General features: G+C 64.8%; 3 protein-coding genes and 1 pseudogene. 1 reads left to right on the top strand and 3 read right to left on the bottom strand.

The genetic code is table 11. The features are described from left to right. Positions 1-848, bottom strand: a pseudogene (gene ponA2 / locus WAO18_RS19550) (transglycosylase/D,D-transpeptidase PonA2); the annotation flags it as partial. A 336-nt stretch (positions 849-1,184) separates the two neighbouring features. Between ponA2 and WAO18_RS19545 the strand changes: the two are divergent. Then, positions 1,185-1,538: a WhiB family transcriptional regulator gene (locus WAO18_RS19545; protein ID WP_422207888.1), complete on the top strand. Its 354-nt coding sequence runs from the start codon at positions 1,185-1,187 to the stop codon at positions 1,536-1,538. A 27-nt stretch (positions 1,539-1,565) separates the two neighbouring features. On the opposite strand, the gene WAO18_RS19540 is transcribed toward WAO18_RS19545, so the two are convergent. Both WAO18_RS19540 and WAO18_RS19535 read right to left on the bottom strand, forming a co-directional pair. Beyond that, positions 1,566-2,696, bottom strand: coding sequence for an ArsA family ATPase (locus WAO18_RS19540; RefSeq protein ID WP_422207887.1), 1,131 nt, complete (start codon positions 2,694-2,696; stop codon positions 1,566-1,568). Then, the coding region (locus WAO18_RS19535) for an ArsA-related P-loop ATPase (protein WP_422207886.1) at positions 2,693-3,502 on the bottom strand (810 nt) is incomplete at its 5' end. The genes WAO18_RS19540 and WAO18_RS19535, both read right to left, overlap by 4 nt.

The following is a 3,502-nucleotide window of genomic DNA, read 5'->3' as shown; positions in this document are numbered from 1 at the left end:
TCCTTGGGCTGCGGCAAGATCCCCAAGGGCTCCGCCTTGGCGGCGCGCAGCGCATCGGCCTCACCGGGGATGTTCGCGATCATGGTGTCCAGGACGAGGTTTCGGCGGGCCAGTGCGCCATCCGGGTTGGTGTAGGGGTTCAGCGAACTGGTCGACTGAACCAGCCCCGCCAACAAAGCAGCCTGCTGCCAGTTCAGGTCCGACGCGTTGACGCCGAAGTACGTCTGCGCTGCGTCCTGCACACCGAAAGCGTTGTTACCGAACGACACCAGGTTCAGGTAGCGGGTCAGGATCTCCGGCTTGGTGAAGGTCTTGTCCAGTGTCAGCGCCATGCGGATCTCGCGCAGCTTGCGCGCCGGTGTGGTCTCGATGGCCGCGCGTTTCTCGGCGTCGGTCTGTGCGATGACCAGCAATTGGTAGTTCTTTACGTACTGCTGCTCGATCGTCGAGCCACCGCGAGTGTCGGCGTCGCCCGACGCGTAGCCGGCCAGCCCGGTCAGCGTGCCTTTCCAGTCGACGCCGTTGTGCTCGGCGAACCGCTTGTCCTCGATCGAGACGATGGCCAACTTCATGGTGTTGGCGATTTTGTCGCTGGGCACCTCGAAGCGGCGCTGCGAATACAGCCAGGCAATGGTGTTGCCCTTCGCGTCCACCATCGTGGTCACCGCGGGCACATCACCCTCGAGTAGCTGCGCCGATGCGTTACCGACGACTTCGGAGGCTCGGTTGGAGACCAGCCCGATACCACCGGCGATGGGGAACAACATGGCGGCGACGATGACACTGGCGAGCAGGCAACACCCGGCGAGTCTGGCGATGGTGACCGCGGTCGCGGGGCGCTCCGACATGGCAACTACACTAGCGGCGCTGCGACGGGACTCTTCGCGTGTGGTCTATTGGAGAATTTTCGCCGACCGCCGCGCCTCAGGTTTCTCTCAGTTGCAGCTCAGGCGGCTATTACTCGCCTAAATCTCCGGCTTTTGGGTCCCCTTCATGATCGGACTGCACGGTCGTCCCAAAAAAGGGGGTCTCAGAATGTTGCGTAATTGGTACCTGACCACGTAGCTTATCCACACAATGAGATACAGGTAACACCGACGAGCACAGTGTGGCACACGTCGCATCGGGGTTCTGGATCACGCAGTGGTTGCCACAGCGGTGGCAAGAGCGAAGGGGAATCGCTGGTGTCAGGTATTCGGACCGCGGCTAAGACAAACGCCGCAGCACCCACAGCCACCATTCCGTTTGGGGCGGAGGCGGAGTCGAGGATCGCCTGGGTTTCCCAGGCGCTGTGCCGGGCCGCTGACCCCGACGAACTGTTTGTTCGGGGGGCAGCGCAACGCAAGGCCGCGGTCATCTGCCGGCACTGCCCAGTCATGCTGGAGTGCGGCGCTGACGCGCTGGACAACCGTGTCGAATTCGGCGTCTGGGGTGGGATGACCGAACGTCAGCGGCGGGCGCTACTCAAGCAGCACCCCGAGGTGGTGTCCTGGGCTGAGTTCTTCAGCACCCAGCGCAAGCACCGCAGCGTCGGCTGAACAGGGCCGATTTCCTAGCCGAATTTCCTAGCCGGCCGCCGTCATCTGGTCGGCGATAGCACGTAGCGCCTCCAGATCGGAGACGTCAAACGGCAGTGACGGCACCCCGACAATCGCGACGTGGGGGTTGGCCCCGGTAAATCGAGACAGCAGTCGAATCTCCCGCTTGGACGTCGCGGCGCGGTCGGCGTGAATCTGCAGGATCGCCTTGGTCAAGGCGTTCGGGCCGTCGTCCGGTTCGCTCTCGAAGGTCTCGGCGCCGTCGATGGCGCGCTCGACCGGCAACGAGCACAACATCGGATGCGTGCGGTTCAAGATGAGCCCGGCCAACGGCATGCTTTCCTCCGACAGCCGGTCCACGAAGAAAGCCGCCTCCCGCAGCGCGTCCGGCTCGGCGGCCGACACCACGACGAACTGGGTACCGCGGCGCTTGAGCAACGAGTAGGTGCGGTCAGCCTTCTCCCGAAACCCGCCGAAGGTCGCGTCCAGCGATTGCACGAAACTCGCAGCGTCGGAGAGCATTTGCGAACCGAGGACGGTCGACAGCGCTTTCATCGCCAAGCCGACCGCACCGGTGACCAGTCGGCCGATCCCGCGGCCGGGTCCCAACAGCAGCTTCCACAGCCGACTGTCCATGAAACTGCCCAGCCGTTCGGGCGCATCGAGGAAGTCCAGCGCGTTGCGCGACGGCGGCGTGTCCACCACCACCAGATCCCAGCGGTCCTCGGCCAGCAACTGGCCGAGCTTTTCCATCGCCATGTACTCCTGCGTGCCGGCCAGTGAGGTGGCCACCGTTTGGTAGAACTGGTTGTCAAGAATCGCCTGTGCGCGATCAGCTCCGGAGTACTGCACCACCATCTCGTCGAAGGTGCGGCGCATGTCGAGCATCATCGCGTAGAGCTCGCCGGGCACCTCAGGGGCAAGCGGCACGCGTTGCGGGGAGTTGCCGAGGTCGCTGATGCCCAACGCCTGTGCCAGCCGCTTGGCCGGGTCGATCGTCAGGACAACCACGTTGCGGCCGTACTCCGCAGCGCGTAGCGCCATGGCCGCGGCGGTGGTGGTCTTGCCGACACCACCCGCGCCGCAGCACACCACGACCCGGTTGGTGGTGTCCTCGAGAATCCCGGCGATGTCCAGAGTCGGCGGTGTGGTGCTCATCGAACTCCTTGCTGTGCAAGCGATTCCGAAAGTTCGTAGAGGCTGCCGAGGTCGACACCGTCAGCGATGGTCGGCAGCTCCAGTCGCGGCACCTTCAGCTCGTCGAGCTGCTCGGCGGTCGCCCCGCGCGCGGTGATCCGGGTGGCGTGCTGAATGGTCTCGGTGAGCAGGCCCGCGAACTCGTCGTCGCCGAGCTTGATCCCGGCGGCGGCCAGGCCTGTTCGCACCGCGTCGGCATCGACGTCGCCCTCGGCGGCTTTGACGAGATCGTCGGGCTGCAGGTATGCCGGGATGTTGCGATTGACGATGACCGACCCGATCGGCAAACCCAGCTCCTCTAGCTCGTCGATCGCCTCTTTCGTCTCCTGCATCGGCAAGGCCTCCAGCAGGGTGACCAAATGGATCGCCGTCTGGTCGGAGTGCAGGATCTTCACCACGCCCTCGGCCTGCGAGTAGACCGGGCCGCCCTTGGCCAGGTCGGACACCGCCCGGGTGACGTCCAGGAAACGGACGATGCGACCGGTCGGTGGTGCGTCGACGACGATCGCGTCGTAGACCGGCAGCTTGTTCTTGTCCACCCGGATCACGGATTCCTTGATCTTGCCGGTGAGCAAGACGTCGCGCAGGCCGGGCGCGATCGTCGTGGCGAACTCGATCGCGCCGATCCGGCGCATCGCCCGGCCGGCGATGCCCAGGTTGTAGAACATGTCGAGGTATTCCAGGAATGCGGCCTCGATGTCGATGGCGAGCGCGTTCACCTGGCCGCCGCGCTCGGCGCTCGCGATCTTGATCTCCTTGTAGGGCAG

Origin of the sequence: Mycobacterium sp. (genome assembly GCF_049278535.1) — a bacterium.
Lineage (GTDB): Bacteria > Actinomycetota > Actinomycetes > Mycobacteriales > Mycobacteriaceae > Mycobacterium.
This window is presented reverse-complemented; position numbering and strand designations above follow the sequence as displayed.

Coding starts and splice junctions, on each gene's coding strand:
- WAO18_RS19540 (WP_422207887.1), bottom strand. CDS start 2,696: ATGAGCACCACACCGCCGACTCTGGACATCGCCGGGATTCTCGAGGAC.